This is a genomic window from Mycobacterium sp. (genome assembly GCF_035314665.1).
In the GTDB taxonomy this organism is placed as follows: Bacteria; Actinomycetota; Actinomycetes; order Mycobacteriales; family Mycobacteriaceae; genus Mycobacterium.
Window position 1 is genome coordinate 1 of the sequence record NZ_DATFZD010000391.1, and the last position, 15,462, is coordinate 15,462.

Annotated in this window: 18 protein-coding genes and 1 tRNA gene; 7 read left to right on the forward strand and 12 right to left on the reverse strand. The window is 68.1% G+C overall.

Annotated features, from left to right (window positions below; translation table 11 throughout):
- The 9 genes from VKI00_RS27810 to orn form a co-directional block, all read right to left on the reverse strand.
- On the reverse strand, window positions 1-880 hold an 880-nt coding region (locus VKI00_RS27810), incomplete at its 3' end, for an AAA family ATPase (RefSeq protein ID WP_324443960.1).
- An 83-nt stretch (window positions 881-963) separates the two neighbouring features.
- Window positions 964-1,131, reverse strand: coding sequence for a hypothetical protein (locus tag VKI00_RS27815; protein ID WP_324443961.1), 168 nt, complete (start codon window positions 1,129-1,131; stop codon window positions 964-966).
- Window positions 1,132-1,139: 8 nt separating this feature from the next.
- Window positions 1,140-1,775: a hypothetical protein gene (locus VKI00_RS27820; RefSeq protein ID WP_324443962.1), complete on the reverse strand. Its 636-nt coding sequence runs from the start codon at window positions 1,773-1,775 to the stop codon at window positions 1,140-1,142.
- Entirely contained in the window at window positions 1,772-2,062 is a 291-nt protein-coding gene (locus VKI00_RS27825) for a hypothetical protein (RefSeq protein ID WP_324443963.1), read from the reverse strand. Before VKI00_RS27825 ends, VKI00_RS27820 begins: the two co-directional genes overlap by 4 nt.
- A gap of 406 nt (window positions 2,063-2,468) precedes the next feature.
- The gene (locus tag VKI00_RS27830) at window positions 2,469-2,726 is read right to left on the reverse strand and encodes a hypothetical protein (protein ID WP_324443964.1); all 258 of its coding nucleotides are present in this window, start codon (window positions 2,724-2,726) and stop codon (window positions 2,469-2,471) included.
- A gap of 11 nt (window positions 2,727-2,737) precedes the next feature.
- Window positions 2,738-3,196 carry a hypothetical protein gene (locus tag VKI00_RS27835; RefSeq protein WP_324443965.1) on the reverse strand — a complete coding sequence of 153 codons (459 nt, stop codon included), beginning with the start codon at window positions 3,194-3,196 and terminating at the stop codon, window positions 2,738-2,740.
- Window positions 3,196-3,396, reverse strand: a complete 201-nt coding sequence (locus VKI00_RS27840; protein WP_324443966.1) for an excisionase family DNA-binding protein — start codon at window positions 3,394-3,396, stop codon at window positions 3,196-3,198. The genes VKI00_RS27835 and VKI00_RS27840 overlap by 1 nt, the downstream gene beginning before the upstream one ends.
- Window positions 3,397-3,799: 403 nt before the next feature.
- Window positions 3,800-3,872: transfer RNA gene (locus VKI00_RS27845), tRNA-His, on the reverse strand.
- Window positions 3,873-3,913: 41 nt separating this feature from the next.
- Window positions 3,914-4,561 carry an oligoribonuclease gene (gene orn, locus VKI00_RS27850; RefSeq protein ID WP_324443984.1) on the reverse strand — a complete coding sequence of 216 codons (648 nt, stop codon included), beginning with the start codon at window positions 4,559-4,561 and terminating at the stop codon, window positions 3,914-3,916.
- A 109-nt stretch (window positions 4,562-4,670) separates the two neighbouring features.
- Here orn and VKI00_RS27855 point away from each other — a divergent pair, with 109 nt between their 5' ends.
- Window positions 4,671-6,224, forward strand: a complete 1,554-nt coding sequence (locus VKI00_RS27855) for a helicase HerA-like domain-containing protein (protein WP_324443967.1) — start codon at window positions 4,671-4,673, stop codon at window positions 6,222-6,224.
- On the opposite strand, the gene cmrA is transcribed toward VKI00_RS27855, so the two are convergent.
- Window positions 6,221-7,027: a mycolate reductase gene (gene cmrA, locus VKI00_RS27860; protein ID WP_324443968.1), complete on the reverse strand. Its 807-nt coding sequence runs from the start codon at window positions 7,025-7,027 to the stop codon at window positions 6,221-6,223. The two genes, VKI00_RS27855 and cmrA, sit on opposite strands and share 4 nt — an antisense overlap.
- 24 nt (window positions 7,028-7,051) lie before the next feature.
- On the opposite strand from cmrA, the gene VKI00_RS27865 reads away from it, so the two are divergent.
- Entirely contained in the window at window positions 7,052-8,368 is a 1,317-nt protein-coding gene (locus tag VKI00_RS27865; protein WP_324443970.1) for an MFS transporter, read from the forward strand.
- Here VKI00_RS27865 and VKI00_RS27870 read toward each other — a convergent pair.
- Entirely contained in the window at window positions 8,365-9,117 is a 753-nt protein-coding gene (locus VKI00_RS27870) for an MmpS family transport accessory protein (RefSeq protein WP_324443972.1), read from the reverse strand. The two genes, VKI00_RS27865 and VKI00_RS27870, sit on opposite strands and share 4 nt — an antisense overlap.
- 172 nt (window positions 9,118-9,289) lie before the next feature.
- Here VKI00_RS27870 and VKI00_RS27875 point away from each other — a divergent pair, with 172 nt between their 5' ends.
- The 3 genes from VKI00_RS27875 (at window position 9,290) to VKI00_RS27885 (ending at window position 11,694) form a co-directional block, all read left to right on the forward strand.
- A complete protein-coding gene (locus VKI00_RS27875; protein WP_324443974.1) occupies window positions 9,290-11,170 on the forward strand; it encodes an alpha/beta hydrolase family protein in 1,881 nt (626 codons plus the stop codon).
- Between the two features lie 111 nt (window positions 11,171-11,281).
- Window positions 11,282-11,524, forward strand: a complete 243-nt coding sequence (locus VKI00_RS27880) for a hypothetical protein (RefSeq protein ID WP_324443976.1) — start codon at window positions 11,282-11,284, stop codon at window positions 11,522-11,524.
- A 14-nt stretch (window positions 11,525-11,538) separates the two neighbouring features.
- Window positions 11,539-11,694 carry a DUF6131 family protein gene (locus tag VKI00_RS27885; RefSeq protein WP_324443978.1) on the forward strand — a complete coding sequence of 52 codons (156 nt, stop codon included), beginning with the start codon at window positions 11,539-11,541 and terminating at the stop codon, window positions 11,692-11,694.
- On the opposite strand, the gene VKI00_RS27890 is transcribed toward VKI00_RS27885, so the two are convergent.
- Entirely contained in the window at window positions 11,691-12,326 is a 636-nt protein-coding gene (locus VKI00_RS27890; protein ID WP_324443980.1) for a TetR/AcrR family transcriptional regulator, read from the reverse strand. The genes VKI00_RS27885 and VKI00_RS27890 overlap by 4 nt on opposite strands.
- 62 nt (window positions 12,327-12,388) lie before the next feature.
- Here VKI00_RS27890 and VKI00_RS27895 point away from each other — a divergent pair, with 62 nt between their 5' ends.
- Together VKI00_RS27895 and VKI00_RS27900 are read left to right on the forward strand one after the other, a co-directional pair.
- Window positions 12,389-13,987 (forward strand): carboxyl transferase domain-containing protein, encoded by a 1,599-nt coding sequence (locus tag VKI00_RS27895; protein WP_324443986.1) that lies wholly within the window; start codon window positions 12,389-12,391, stop codon window positions 13,985-13,987.
- 2 nt (window positions 13,988-13,989) lie between these two features.
- A partial coding sequence (locus tag VKI00_RS27900) for an acetyl-CoA carboxylase biotin carboxylase subunit (RefSeq protein WP_324443982.1) occupies window positions 13,990-15,462 on the forward strand: 1,473 nt, incomplete at its 3' end.

The window sequence follows — 15,462 nt, forward strand, 5'->3', positions numbered from 1 at the left end:
AGGCTGTCCGCTGTTCTGCGGTCCCCTGGGATGCGGACAGTCGGCGTAGCTTGATGGCTTCGCCGATCACCTCGTTGCTGTACCTGTAGCCCTTGGCTCGCAGTGCCTCGCCCGCGGCGGGCCGGCCGGCGTCGGGTGCCACGCCGAGGTCATCGAGCAGGCGAGCACATTCGGCCACCTTGCCCCCCTCGGCTAAGACGTGGCGGGTGCTCGGCGTGCGTCGTAGAACGATCTTCGCCGGGTGGCAGTGTCCACGCTGGGGTTTGCACGTCAGCGTGACAGTGCTCTTGTCCCCGGCGGCCTTCAGCCGCCATACAGCGTCAATGTCGGCAATCTTGGCCGATGAGCCGCGAGGATCGGACCCGTTGTGTCCGGTGTGATCCAGGCGGAGAACGGTGCGCCCCTGAGCCTTTAGCGGTGCCATTGTGTGCCGTGCCAGCGCCCGGAAGGTGTCGGACTTATCCTCTGGGCCTTCAGTCAGTGTTGCCACGGTGTCGAGCACCACTACGTCGGGGTCGTAGTGCTCGGCTAACTCGGCAAGCTCGCGGCCACCTTCTTTGCCGTCGAGCGGAGGGAGGCCAGGATAGAGCAGGTAGACAAACCGCTCGACAAGTTCGGCGGGGTCGTAGCACATGCTGACGATGTGGTCGGCGAGGTCCCCGTGGCTGTTCTCGTTGTCGATGTAGAGCACGCGCTTAGGTTCGCCGACGTACTCGCCGAAGATGGGCTGTCCGGTTGCCAGTGCCGCGCACACATCGAAGGACAAGAGCGACTTGCCCTCTTTCGATGGCGCTACCAGGGCGTAGGACTTTCCACGCGCCAGGAAGTTCGGGGCCAGCCACTCAATGGCTGCGGTTTTACCTAAGGTGGTCCAGTCCACTGGGACATACCTCTGTATGGTCAATAGGTTGTTCTTTCGTTCATCATCTTTTGGTTATTTTGCTTAGGCGGTCATAGCCCGGACTACATCTCCGTCAACGCCATCCCCAACGCCTGGGCGTGATGTGCCAGCAACGGCACATCGACCGCGCCCGCATCGTACAGCAGACGGATCACCACGACATCGTTGCCCCGCGTGGTGGTGCGGTAAATGTCGCATCCGTCGATGCGGAGTACCGTTGGTTTGCGCATGCGCCCCCCTATATAGACCTATTTCGAATGTTTAATTTCTCGCTGATAACGCCGCGCCTATCGAGGATGGCGCGGGTGAGTTCATAAGCCAGATAGTTATCCGCGAACAGGAAAATACGGTGGATAAGCGGCTGGCCATCCTCGTCAACGGTGTTATCGGCACACGGCACCGGCGTCGCGGGCAGGTCCGAGTATCGGGGCGGTTGTGCGGTGCCGTGGCTCAGGGAGTAGTGGGCCGGATGCTGCTCAGGTGGATGACAGTATCGGCACACGCGGTTACCGGTGCCCCACTCCGCCACGTTCGGCTCAGCGAACCTACCGAAGATCCTCGGCCGGATCGGATCCGTGAGCGGATGACCGCCGCGACACATCACCTGTGGCCGGATCTTCTCCGGGAAGGTGAGCGGGTGGAGGTAGCGGACGACGTGAACGAGCGTCGTCTTGCCGGACTGCGACAACGGCACCCGGCCATCGGTGGTGGGGTTGATGCGCTTGGCCGGTGCCCATCGCGTCGCCCCGCCCTTACACGGCACCCGCCGGCCGGTGCTCCACACTTCGAGCGTGTCGCGGTGGACGACGTAATCTGGCCAGCCCGGTGCCCGACGCCAGCCCGGGACGGGCCACGTTGGCTCAGTGGTGTTCATCGGGGCAGCCTCGCGGCCAAGAACCCCCGTCTCACGGGCCAGTCGTAGTGCGCGCTGGTGACCATCCGGTCAATCCACAACCGATCAACTAATCCGGCAGCGGCCAGCTTGAGGACTGCACGCCGGGTGGACTCCACCTGTGCGCGAGTCGCGTTCTCGCCGGCTAGTTCCAGGACGGTTGTCCACGAGGCGTAGTCGTTCGTGTGGTGGTCGTCCAACGGGTCGGCGGTGTTCGCCTTCAGCTGCTCTAATATCCGGCGCTGCACCGCGCCTAGTCCCCGGCTCATAAGTGTTGACTAGGAGTGCAATTGGTCCCTAACTCAACACTTACAGCACCGACCGGTAACGGCCGGACGGTCTCGGCGGGCCGTGAAGGTGGCAGAGACGCCACGGCCGTGTCATCGCTGCGGGGAGTGCCGCGAGTGCGTCCCAGGTGGCCCTGAGAGCCGACGCGACGCATTTCGTAGAGTTTGAACCAAGCAACCGAGGACGCGTCCCAGTTGAAGGTGCCGGCTCGATCTGGGCGAGGGGTCACACTGCCGAACGACACCCCGTACTCAGTCAGGTGCCGACGCTGGTCTGTATTGACCTCGACGACGGTCCCGATAAGGCCACGAAACTGCGGCCAGGTTCCCTTGGACGGGTAACGGGTCTCGTCACGCTCAACGCGGACTCGATCACCGACGTTCACGCTCATGCCGTCACCGCCGCGCTCTTCAGCCACACCACGGATGGCCAATCACACTCAATCGCGGACACAGCCGCGGACTCGGTGTCGAACGTCTGCACGTCGATGACTTCGAGGCCGTCGGGGTGGCAGGGTCCAGCCGCCAGAATGAGGACCTGCCATGCGAACCTCCGGCGATGGCGGACACGTCTCGGTTGCCCGATCTGCGCGAACGCGGTGCATCCACAGGTGCTCAGCCCGACGTACTCGTGGCGGGTAACCATGTCGATGTCCTTCACTCGTCGGCCCACCCGTACTGCGCCCAGCCGCCGGTGTTCATGGGGTTGATGACGGGCGCCGCGCCGTCCTCGGTGATGACGACGGCGCCGTCGGGCCCGGCGGTCATGAACCCTCGCGCGGCATGTCGCTCAAAGCGCTCCCGCCGCTCGTCGATCTCCTCGACCGGGATCGGCCACCACGACGGCCCCGAGATCCCGCCGTCGAGCGCCTCGTGGACCTCATCGCTCCCGCATGGGCCGCAGATGGGGATGGACCGGCAGGCGGTGACCCGCGACCCTGCGGGAAGTTCACGTCCCTGCGGTAGTGGTCGATCGCATCGCGGGCAGAAGCCGTTCTCGATGTCCCAGATGATCTGGTCGGCGTCGCCGCCCTCGTCAACATCGGTGTCGTTCAGCACGGATGGGTGCCAGGCGTGGGTGCCAGAGAAGGTGTAGATCTTGTTCTCGTCGGTCATCACGCAGCACCCCCAATCGGCTTGCCCAGCTTCAGCACCGAGTCCCTGTCGAGCCGCAGGAGTCGCGGCCCGACGCGGTATGCCGTGAGTCGGCCTTGGGCGATCCAGCGCCGAATGGTCTTGGGATCCACGCCGAGCGCGTCGGCGGCCTGCTTGATGGAAGGTCGGGCCGGCAGGTCGGCCCACTTCTGTTGCTTCATGGTTCCCAGTGTCCGGACGGTTCACCAACTTTCGGACGTTCTGCGCACCAACCGACACTGTGCCCGTGCGCCAGCGGGACCGGAAACCCACAGTTCAGGAACAAGCTCACGATTCTTGACCTCGGCAGATGTTGCCCGACCGTTACGGCAGCAGCCGTGCTACGTCAAGCTTGACCTTCTCCGACACGATCTCGGCGGCGTACTGCGCGTAGTAGAACACCGCCCCGACGATCTCCACGGCCTTGGCGCAGTTGATCAGATCGCCGCCGTCGCAGTAGATCTAGGCCACCGCGTTGGCAGAACGACGACGACTCGCGAGTTTGCTCCGCGAAGTTGCAGTAAGGGTGCAAGGTCCTCGGAGAAGAGAAAAGGTCAGGGAGTAAAAACACTCCCTGACCTGCGGGGTGAGTGACGGGACTCGAACCCGCGACATCCAGGATCACAACCTGGTGCTCTACCAGCTGAACTACACTCACCATCGCCGCGGGCGCCCGAGGCGGCAGCGGCGACGTCGATACTAGCCGCTGGTGGCCTCCCCGGCCGAATCCATTTCCCCCGAGGCGGCGGACGGCGCCGCGATTTCGCCGGCGATCGCCTCGATATCGCTGGTCGACGGCCCGGGCGGGGGGACGAACGCGGTACGCCGGTAGTAACGCAACTCGCGGATCGACTCCTCGATGTCGGCGAGCGCCCGATGGGCCAGCCCCTTTTCCGGCTGCCCGTAGTAGATCCGCGGGTACCAGCGCCGGCACAGTTCCTTGATCGAGCTGACGTCGACCATCCGGTAGTGCAGGTAATCGTCGAGGGCGGGCATGTCGCGGGCGATGAAACCGCGGTCGGTGGCGATCGAATTACCGGCCAGCGGCGCGGTTTTGGCCTGCGACACGTGGGCGCGGATGTAGTCGAGCACCATGGCCTCGGCCCCGGCGGCGTCGATGGTCGACGCCCTGACCTCGTCGATCAGCCCGGAGCGGGTGTGCATCTCGGTGACCACGGGGATCATCTGCGCCAGCGCGTCGTCGTCGGCGTGGATCACGACGTCGATCCCGTCGCCGAGGACGTTGAGGTCACCGTCGGTGACCAGCGCCGCGATCTCGATCAGTCGGTCCTTGCCCAAGTCGAGGCCCGTCATCTCGCAGTCGATCCAGACCAGTTCTCCGCGCACAGCGCTCCACAGTAGGCCCAGCACGGCAGAGTTCCCTCCGTCGGCCGCGGTTTTCAGTAGTGTCATGGTGCGAGGATGGTGCGATGAGCACAGAAAGTGTCATGGTGCGATGAGTACAGAATCGGCAGCCTCCCCGGCTCAGCAGATCGCCGCCGGCTACGCCGTCGAGGGGCAGGCCCTCGACCTCGGGAGTGTGGTCGTCGACGGCACCGCAGATCCCACCGCGCAGGTTCGCATCCCGCTGGCCATGGTCAACCGGCACGGGCTGGTGGCCGGCGCGACCGGCACCGGGAAGACGAAATCCCTGCAGGTGATCGCCGAGCAGCTGTCGGCGGCGGGTGTGTCGGTGATGATGGCCGACGTCAAGGGCGACCTGTCGGGCCTGTCGCGGCCGGGGGTTCCGAACGACAAGATCGCTGCGAGGGCCTCCGACACCGGTGACGACTGGACGCCGACGGCCTTTCCGGTGGAGTTCCTGTCGCTGGGCACCGGCGGGCTGGGGGTGCCGGTGCGTGCCACGATCTCCAGCTTCGGGCCGATTCTGCTGTCGAAAGTGTTGGGGCTCAACGCGACCCAGGAGTCGACCCTCGGACTCATCTTTCACTGGGCCGACCAGAAGGGCTTGGCGCTGCTGGACCTGAAGGACCTGCGGTCGGTTATCACCTACCTGACCGGCGACGAGGGCAAGGCCGAACTGAAAACGCTCGGCGCGGTCTCGCCGACCACCGCCGGGGTGATCCTGCGGGCGCTGATCAACCTCCAGGCCGAGGGGGCCGACACGTTCTTCGGCGAGCCCGAGCTCAGCCCGAGGGACCTGTTGCGTGTCGACGCACAGGGACGCGGGATCATCTCGCTGCTCGAGCTGGGCGACCAGGCCGCGCGCCCGGTCATGTTCTCGACGTTTTTGATGTGGGTGCTGGCCGACCTGTTCACGTTCCTGCCGGAGGTCGGCGATCTGGACAAACCCAAGCTGGTGTTCTTCTTCGACGAGGCGCACCTGCTGTTCACCGACGCGTCCAAGGCGTTCCTGGACCAGGTCGAGCAGACCGTCAAGCTGATCCGGTCCAAGGGTGTCGGGGTGTTCTTCTGCACGCAGCTGCCGACCGACGTGCCCAACAACGTGCTCTCCCAGCTCGGCGCGCGGATCCAGCATGCGCTGCGGGCATTCACGCCCGACGACCAGAAGGCGCTGACGAGGACGGTCCGCACGTACCCGAGGACAGACGTGTACGACCTGGAGTCGGCGCTGACGTCGCTGGGAATCGGCGAGGCCGTGGTCACCGTGCTCTCCGAGAAGGGGGCACCCACGCCGGTCGCGTGGACGGACATGCGCTCGCCGCGCTCGCTGATGGACAGCATCGGCCCCGACGCGATCGCCGCCGCGGCGAAGGCCAGCCCGCTGCAGGCCGCATACGGCCAGACCATCGACCGCGAATCGGCCTACGAGATGCTGAACGCCAAGCTGGCGCCCCCCGCGCCGCCCGCCCCGGCCGACCTGCCGCCGGCGCCCCCGATGCCCGCCCCGGCCCAACCCCAGGGCCCGGGATTCTTGGATCAGATGATGGAAAACCCGGCATTCAAGAACGCGATGCGCTCGGCCGGCACCGTCCTCGGCCGCGAGATCACCCGCAGCATCTTCGGCACCGGCCGCCGTAAGCGTTAGTCGCCGCCCAGGCGCTTGTAGAACGCGCCGACGATCGGGGCGACGATCGCGCGCGGCGCGTAGCCGCTGGCCACCGACATGGCCTTCGACGTGATTCCCGGCACGATGCGCATCTTGTTGCGCTCCAGCGCGTCCAGCGACACCTTCGCGGTGTGCTCGGTGGAGATCCACAGGACGTCCGGCACCAGCCTGTCGACGAGCGACGCATCGGCCGGGTCGGCCAGGTCGGTGCGCACCGGCCCGGGCGCCAGCAGGGTCACGTGCACGCCGCTGGCCTTGAGCTCACCGCGCAGCGATTCGCTGAACGTGTTGACGAACGCCTTGCTGGCCGCGTACGTCGCGTTGTTCGGGATCGGCGAATTGCCCGCCGCCGAACCGGAGATCAGGATCCCGCCGGCCCCGCGCTCCACCATGCCGGGCAGCACGGCGAGCGCAAGGTCGTGCACGCCAAGGACGTTCAGCGCGACCTGTGCCTTCTCGGCGGCCGGGTCGAGCTTCGCCACCGGCCCGAAGGTCGCGGTGCCGGCGTTGGCGCACAGGATCGAGATGTTGCGTGCCGCCAGCTCGTCGGCCAGCTTCGCGCGCTCGGTCTCCTCGGTGAGGTCCACCGGCCGCACCTCGACCGTCACCCCGTAGCGCTCGGTCAGCCGCGACGCCAGCTCGTTCAGCACGTCTTCCCGCCGGGCGGTGACGATCAGGCTGTGTCCGCGGGCGGCGAGTTCGGTGGCCAGTGCCGCGCCGATGTTCTGCGAGGCTCCGGTGACGACAGCGCGGGCGTCGGGACGTGGTGGGGGTACCGGCATGCGGCAATGGTAGACATGGCGATCATGAGCAGCCCCGCGACGGGTTCGCCCACCGCCACGCGGTCGCGGGTCCTGGCGTGGGCGCTGTGGGATTGCGGCTCGACCGCGACGAACGCGATCGTTGTCACGTTTGTGTTCTCGGTGTATCTGACCGGCACCGTCGGCGCCGCCGGCGGGACTTCGCCGACCAGCTGGCTCGGCCGGGCGCTGACCGTGGCGGGCGTGACCGTCGCGCTGCTGGCCCCGGTGACCGGGGTGTGGGTGGCGGTGCCGCGGCGGCGCCGCGCCGCCCTGGCCGGGCTCACCGCGGCCGCGGTGCTGCTCACCGCGGCGATGAGCCAGGTCCGCGACGACCCCCGCTACCTGTGGCTGGGGTTGGCGCTGCTGGCGGCGACGGCCGCGTGCAGCGACCTGGCCAGCGTCCCGTACAACGCGATGCTGCGCCAGCTGACGACCCCGGAGACCGCCGGCCGTGTCTCTGGATTCGGTTGGGCCGCGGGCTATGTCGGCAGCGTGGTGCTGCTGGTGATCATCTACCTCGGCTTCATCTCCGGGCACGGGCAGGCACGTGGCCTGCTGCACATCCCGGTCGCCGACGGACAGAACGTGCGGGCCGCGATGCTGCTGACCGCCGCGTGGTTCGTCCTGTTCGCGCTGCCGCTGCTGATCGCGGGGCCCCCGCCGCGTGGCCTGCCGGATACCCTGCAGGACCCGCCGGATGCGCCGCCGCGTGGCATCCTCGGCGCCTACCGCAAGCTGTGGGCGGACGTCGAGGCGGAGTGGCGCCGCGATCGCAACGTCGTCTACTTCCTGCTGGCCAGCGCGGTGTTCCGGGACGGGCTGTCGGGGGTGTTCGCGTTCGGCGCGGTCCTCGGCGTCCGGGTGTACGGCGTCTCGCAGGCCGACGTGCTGCTGTTCGGGATCAGCGCCAGCACGGTGGCCGCGGTCGGGGCCGTGCTGGGTGGCCTGCTCGACGACCACGTCGGGTCCAGGCCGGTCATCATCGGATCGCTGGCCGCGATGATCGCGGCGGGGCTGGCACTGCTGTCCCTGTCGGGGGCGCTGGCGTTCTGGGTGTGCGGGCTGATCCTCGGCCTGTTCATCGGCCCGACCCAGTCGGCCGCGCGCACCCTGCTGCTGAGGATGACCGCCGACGGCAAGGAGGGGGTGGCGTTCGGCCTGTACACCACGACGGGCCGCGCGGTCGCGTTCCTGGCGCCGTGGCTGTTCTTCATGTTCATCGACTTCTTCGGAGCCGACCGTGCCGGCATGGGCGGGTTGCTCGTTGTGCTGGCGGCGGGGCTGGTCGGCATGCTTCTCGTCCGCGCGCCCCGTCGTTAGCTCGACGCGCTGCAGATCGTCAGGCCCGCGCCGCTGCGTTGCCGGACCTGCACTCCGTTGACGGTCACGGTGCAGGTGATGTCACGGCCGACGTTGATCACGGTCACGCTGGCCGACTCGGTGGCCGGCTTGGGCAGGCTGACTTCCTTGCGCCACGGCAGCACCACGTTGAACTCCGTCTGCATCACGCTGCCGGTGTCGACGTAGGTGATGTTGATCGCGCGGCCGGTCCCGCTGACCTCGTAGACGACGGGCTCGGTGTCGCCGCCCGGGGCGGTGGACTCCGTGGGGGTGGGCAGCGTCGGCAGCGGAAGCGGGAACATCGGGGTGGGCGACGCGGTCGTGGTCGGCGGGGTCGTCGTCGTGCTCGGCTCGGGCATCGCGGGGATCGGGGCGACGACGGTCTGCCGCGACGACGACGTGTTGGTGATGACCAGAGCGGCGACCAGCCCCACCACGACGAGCACCACCAGCCCGGCGGCGATCCACAGCCAGCGCGGCGTCTTCGGTGGCTCGGGCGGCGGTTCGGCGGGCGGCGGGCCCGGCGGAATCTGCCCGTAGGCCTGCGTCCAGTAGGGCGGCAACGGCTCGGTCGGGGCGGGCCCGGACGGCGGCGGTGCGGCGCCGTCCGGTCCGTACGGCCCATAGGGGGAGTTGCCGGCGTAGGCCGGGTCCGAGTAGGCCGGATACGGATTGCCGTACGGGTCGGTCGGGCCGTGCGGCGAGCCGGAGCCCGGTGAATCCGTCATATCCACCTCATGGCAGCGAGGGTACCTGCGCCGGCAAAGCCCGTTCGGGCTCTCCCGGCCGCCCGGCGCGGTCGGCCGGGACAATTACGCAGGTGACCGCCTCGATCCGTGGCATCCATCCGCACGGCGCGGCTGTTGAAAATGTGGCTGCTCAGCATGCAGAGTTAGTCGCATGGGACAGCAGGTGCGCGCCAACTACGGCGCGTCGCTGTCACCGGACGCCACCGCGTTCGCGCACATCGTCGACGACGGCGGCTACCCGCGGGCGGTGCAACGTTTTCTGCGCGGCTGGCGGGCCAGCTCGTCGCGTGATGTGGTGCTGCCGGTCGACGGCCCCGTCACCCGGGTGATCCACTCGGCCGACGGGCATTGGCTCGCCTGCGAGGTGGCGCCCGAAGGCAGCACCCGCACCCAGATCTGGGTGGTGACAACCGATCCCGATGACCGGATGTCGTGGCGTATCGATGGCGAGGAGTCCGGCACCGCCGAGCTCGTCGGCTGGGACGGCTCCCAGGTGGCCGCGATTCTGACCGGAGAGGACGGCATCGGGTCGTCCTGCCTGATCGATCCCCCCAGCGGGAATCGCATTGTGCTCGACCGCCGCTCGGCCGGACGGCTGGTGGACGCCTGGGCGGGCGCGTCACTTGTGCGGGTCGGGCCGCGCGGGTACCGCGAGCTGATCATGCTGCACGGGCTCACCGAGATCGCGTTGCTGCCCGCCGATCCCGGCTCGACCACCGACGCCGGCATCATCCTCGACGACCACCACCCGCGCCGGATCCGCTACGGCCTCACGGGGGAGGAGACCCGGCTGTATTACCCGCACAACGCCTACGACCTGAACAGCACGAAGGGGTATGTGCGAGCGTTGGTCCGAAGCGACAACGGATGCGATCACGCCCGGTTGCTCGAAGTCACCGCCACCGTGGACGGTGTCACGTATCAGGTGGTCGCCGAACGCCCCGATTGCGATCTGGACGAGTTCATCGTCAGCGACGACATGTCCACCGTCGCGCTGTTGTGGAATATCGCGGGCCGCAGCGAGTTGCAGATTCTCGAACTCACCGATTACACGCTCCACGAACCGCTTCCGCTGCCGGGCATGGTGGCTGGCGAGCTGAGCATCAGCGCGGGTGGCTCGATGGTCGCGATGACCGTGGAGAGCCCGTGGCTGCCGCGAACGGTGGAACTGGTGGATCCCCGCACGCGCGAGTGGGAACGCATCGACCGCGATCCCAGCCGCGGTCCTGTCGTCAGGGGCTCCGCACCCGGGCCGACGCTGGAAACGATCACCGCGCGTGACGGTTTTGTGTTCACCGGCTGGCTGCGGCGGCCGCCGGCCGGCGTCCCCCCCGCGGGGGCGCTGATCTATTTGCACGGCGGACCCGAAGGCCAGTCGCGGCCGGGATACAGCGAGATCTTCCCGGGGTTGCTCAACGCCGGGATCACCGTGTTCACCCCGAATGTCCGTGGCTCAGGCGGCTCGGGCCGAACGTTCATGCATGCCGACGACAAGGAGAAACGGTTCGCCGCCATCGATGACGTCGCCGACTGCGTGCGGTTTCTGATCGGCAGCGGGCTGGCCGATCCCGGCCGCGTCGCGTGCGCGGGCTGGTCCTACGGCGGCTATCTCACGTTGGCCGCGCTGACATTTCACCCGGCTTTGTTCGCCGCGGGCATCAGCATCTGCGGGATGAGCGATTTGACCACCTTCTACCGCAACACTGAACCCTGGATCGCCGACGTGGCCTACCCGAAATACGGCCACCCCGTCGGCGACCGGGAACTGCTCGAAGAGCTCTCCCCGCTGCGACGCGTCGAAGCGCTGACCGCTCCGTTGCTGGTGGTTCACGGTGCCAACGACACCAACGTGCCGGTCAGCGAATCCGGGCAAATCGTCGACGCGCTGCGAAGACTCGGCCGCGAGGTGCGTTACCTGCTGTTCGACGACGACGGTCACGACATCGCCAAGAGGGAGAACCGTGCCAAGCTGGCGGTCGCGATCGGCGAATGGCTCACGTCAGCCTTTGCGGCGGCGCGCGCCGCGTCGTGACCCGATCGTTTGCGAGGGCAACTACTGCGAAGCCGCCTCCGAAGCCTCGCGTTTGGAATATCGTCGTGGGGGTAAACAGTCGGGCAGCGAAAGCGGATGGAGGCAGACCAAATGCGATTCGGTGGAGTTATCGGCTTGATCGTGCTGATCTGGTTGTTGATCGGGGTGCTGGCGGCCTGGCAGCGGGATTACTTCAAGAACGGCGAAACCAACTGCGCCACAGCTGGAACAGTCGCGCTGACTGTTGTGGCAGGCCCGCTGAACTATGCGGGCGTGAACCCCAGGGTCGAAAACTGCAACATTCCCAGACCCAGCGGCAGCGGGCCCTTGAACAACTGGCAACAAGCAGCCTGAACGATTGGAGTGCCATGATTGTCGTCGGAGCGATTCTGCTCATCCTGGGATTGATCCTTAAGATCTACTGGCTGTGGGTGGTTGGTGTCATCCTGCTGGTGATCGGCGCCGTGTTCTGGCTTCTCGGCCGTGCCGGGCGCCCGGTGGGCGGCCGCCGATACTGGTACTAGCGGTCTGTGCCGCGGTGGCCGCCCGAAAGGGCGGCCACGGTCATCTCCCGCAGGATCGCGCGCGAATGCGCTGTGCCGGCAGCCTTCCCGTTCGGGCCAACACTGTGCGGCGTCGAGTTGAGGAGGCCGAAGGCGGCGTGCGCCATCAACCGCGCGTCGGCCTCGGCCGGGCCGTCTCCGCGCCGCCGCAGCACCTCCACCCAGATTTCGACGTATTGCCGCTGGGCCTTGCGTACCTGACGTTTCGCGGTCGCCGGCAGATGGGCGAGGTCGCGGTCCTGTATCCGGATCAGGTCCGGCTCGCCCAGCGCGAAGTCCAGATGGAAGTCGATCAGCCCGTCGAGGGCGGCACCGGCGTCGAGGCCGTTGTCGGCGGCCTTCGACACGACCGACCGCGCGCCGGCGAGCAGGCGCGTGCTGATGCCCACCAGCAGCTCGACCAGCATCGCCTCCTTGTTCGGGAAATGCCGGTAGATCGCGGGGCCGCTGACACCGGCGGCCGCGCCGATGTCCTCGAGCCGCACGGCCAGGTAGCCCCGTTCCGCGATCAGCCGCTCGGCGGCGGCGATCAGCCGCGAGCGGCGATCCGACTTCATCCGGTCGCGTCTGGTCTGATCTTGGTCGATGGACATTTCAGTTAAGCGTAACTAACATCGGGTGAGTTAGTCGTGATTAACTCCACGTGGGCGGCGGTGTGACACCTCAGGCATCCAACCGCGAGCAGCATCGGGCAGCCAACCGCGAGCAGCATCTGGCGCTCGTCGCCGAACTGCGCGCGAAGCTGGCCGCCGCGGCGGTGGGCGGTCCCGCACGGGCCCGCGAGCGCCATGTCAGCCGCGGCAAGCTGCTGCCCCGCGAGCGGGTGGACGGGCTGCTCGACCCGGGCGGCCCGTTCCTGGAGCTCTCGCCGCTGGCCGCCGACGGCATGTACGACGACGAGTGCCCCGGCGCGGGCATCATCACCGGTATCGGCCGGGTCTCCGGTCGCGGGTGTGTCATCGTGGCCAACGACGCAACCGTCAAAGGCGGCACGTACTACCCCGTCACGGTCAAGAAGCATCTGCGCGCACAGGAGGTGGCCGGGCAGAACCGGTTGCCCTGCATCTATCTCGTCGACTCCGGCGGAGCGTTCCTGCCGCGCCAGGACGAGGTGTTTCCCGACCGCGAGCATTTCGGCCGCATCTTCTACAACCAGGCCACCCTGAGCGCGGCGGGCATCCCGCAGATCGCGGCGGTGCTGGGCTCCTGCACCGCCGGCGGTGCCTACGTGCCGGCGATGAGCGACGAGGCCGTGATCGTGCGCAACCAGGGCACGATCTTCCTCGGCGGGCCGCCCCTGGTGAAGGCCGCGACCGGCGAGGTGGTGACCGCCGAGGAACTCGGCGGCGGCGACCTGCACGCGAAAACCTCCGGCGTCACCGACCATCTGGCGCACGACGACCGCGACGCGCTGCGCATCGTGCGCCGGATCGTGTCCACGCTCGGGCCGCGCGGGCGCTACGCCTGGGACGTGGCGCCGTCGGTTCCGGCGACCGCCGATCAGGCCGGGCTCTACGACGTCGTGCCGATCGACGCGCGCGTGCAATACGACGTTCACGAGGTGATCACCCGGATCGTCGACGGCGGCGAATTCGCCGAATTCAAGGCCGATTACGGCACCACGCTGGTGACCGGCTTCGCCCGCATCCACGGCCACCCGGTCGGCATCGTCGCCAACAACGGCGTGCTGTTCTCCGAATCCGCCTTGAAGGGCGCCCATTTCATCCAACTGTGCGACAAGCGGATGGTGCCGCTGCTGTTCCTGCAGAACATCTCCGGCTTCATGGTCGGCCGCGACTACGAGGCCGGCGGCATCGCCAAGCACGGCGCCAAGATGGTGACGGCGGTTGCCTGCGCGCGGGTTCCGAAGCTGACCGTGGTGATCGGCGGCTCCTACGGCGCGGGCAACTATTCGATGTGCGGTCGCGCGTATTCGCCGCGTTTCCTGTGGATGTGGCCCAACGCGCGGATCTCGGTGATGGGCGGCGAGCAGGCGGCGTCGGTGCTGGCGACGGTGCGGGCAGACGCGCTGCAAGCCGCGGGAACCCCGTGGTCGGCCGGTGAGCAGGAGGTGTTCAAGGCGCCCATCCGCGAACAGTACGAGCATCAGGGCAACCCGTACTACTCCACCGCCAGGCTGTGGGATGACGGCGTGATCGATCCGGCCGACACCAGAACCGTCCTGGGACTTGCGCTTTCGGTGGTCGGCCAGGCCCCGGTCGAATCGGTTTCCTACGGCGTGTTCAGGATGTGACCGTGTCTCTCGCGTCGCTGCGCTCGCCCCGGAAGGCGGGCTTCGACACCGTGCTGGTGGCCAACCGCGGCGAGATCGCGGTGCGGGTCATCCGCACACTGCGCACGATGGGAATCCGGCCGGTCGCCGTCTACAGCGACGCCGACGCCGATGCGCGCCACGTCGCCGAGGCCGACGTCGCCGTGGCGATCGGCCCGGCGCCCGCGCGGCAGAGCTACCTGAACATCGAGGCGGTCGTCGAGGCGGCCCGGCGCACCGGCGCCCAGGCCGTCCATCCCGGCTACGGATTCCTCTCGGAGAACGCCGATTTCGCGTCCGCCCTGGACGCGGCGGGCGTCGTGTTCATCGGCCCGTCCGCGGCGGCGATCAAGACGATGGGCGACAAGATCGCCGCCAAGTCCACCGTCGCGGCATTCGGGGTGCCGGTGGTCCCCGGCGTGGCGCGGCCCGGGTGCTCTGACGCCGAGCTGATCGCCGCGGCCGGCGAGGTCGGGTACCCGGTGCTGGTCAAACCGTCCGCCGGCGGCGGTGGCAAGGGCATGCGGGTCGTGCGGCGCGAGGACGAACTGGCCGCCGCGCTGGCCGGTGCCCGGCGCGAGGCGGCCGCCGCGTTCGGCGACGACACCTTGTTCCTCGAGCGCTATGTGCAGCGCCCCCGGCACATCGAGGTGCAGGTGCTTGGCGACGCCTACGGCAGGGTGATTCATCTCGGTGAGCGGGAATGCAGCCTGCAGCGCCGGCACCAGAAGGTGATCGAGGAGGCGCCGTCGCCGCTGCTCGACGACACGACGCGGGCCAGGATCGGTGCGGCCGCCTGCGACACCGCGCGCAGCGTCGACTACACCGGCGCGGGCACCGTCGAGTTCATCGTGTCGGCCGAGCGCCCCGACGAGTTCTTCTTTCTGGAGATGAACACCCGCCTGCAGGTCGAGCACCCGGTCACCGAGATGGTCACCGGCGCCGATCTCGTCGAATGGCAGGTCCGGATCGCCGCCGGCGAGGAGCTGCCGGTGACGCAGGACGACATCACGCTCTCCGGGCACGCGATCGAGGCCCGTGTCTACGCCGAGGACCCGGCTCGCGGGTTCTTGCCCACCGGCGGGAAGGTGCTCGGCATCGTCGAGCCGGCCGGGCCCGGGATCAGGGTCGACTCGGGTCTTGCCGCCGGCTACGTCGTCGGCAGCGACTACGACCCGATGCTGGCCAAGGTCATCGCGCACGCCGAGGACCGCGCATCCGCACTGCGCCGAACGGACCGGGCGCTCGCCGGGACCCGCATCCTCGGAGTGGTCACCAACATCGAGTTCGCCCGGTTCCTGCTGTCCGACGAGGACGTGATCGCCGGCCGACTCGACACCGGGCTGCTGGAGCGCCGGCTGCCGTCCTTCGCCGCGGGCGGGATCCCGGACGAGGTCTTCCTGGCCGCAGGAGCGCTGCGATGGCTGGCCCGCTGGCCTGAGCCGGGCACTGCCGAT